The sequence below is a fragment of the Blautia sp. CAG:257 genome (assembly GCF_000433815.1).
Lineage (GTDB): Bacteria > Bacillota > Clostridia > Lachnospirales > Lachnospiraceae > Blautia_A > Blautia_A caecimuris.
The window spans coordinates 3,576-3,861 of sequence record NZ_HF999100.1 but is presented as its reverse complement, the minus strand read 5'-3'; the positions used below and the strand labels follow the sequence as shown (position 1 = coordinate 3,861).

At 45.8% G+C, this 286-nt stretch carries 1 protein-coding gene; it reads right to left on the bottom strand.

All coding sequences use genetic code 11. The annotated features are described in order from the left end of the window. A partial coding sequence (locus QVP40_RS11675) for a hypothetical protein (RefSeq protein WP_334290696.1) occupies positions 1–286 on the bottom strand: 286 nt, incomplete at both ends.

Here is a 286-nt window from a genome sequence, read left to right as displayed (position 1 = left end):
CTTGTCAAATTCTTTATTTTTAATCATATCGCCTTTTACCATCCAGCTTCCGCCACAGCAGAGAATTTTGGAAAAACCAAGATACTCCTTCAGATTCTTTGTATTTATCCCGCCGGTAGGCATGAACTTCAGCATGGTATAAGGCGCTGCCATAGCTTTCAGCATAGCAAGTCCTCCGGCCTGCTCTGCCGGGAAGAATTTTACCACCTTCAGCCCACGTTTTACTGCCTGCGCCACCTCGGAAGGAGAAACGCATCCGGGAAAAACAGGAATATTTTTTTTCAGG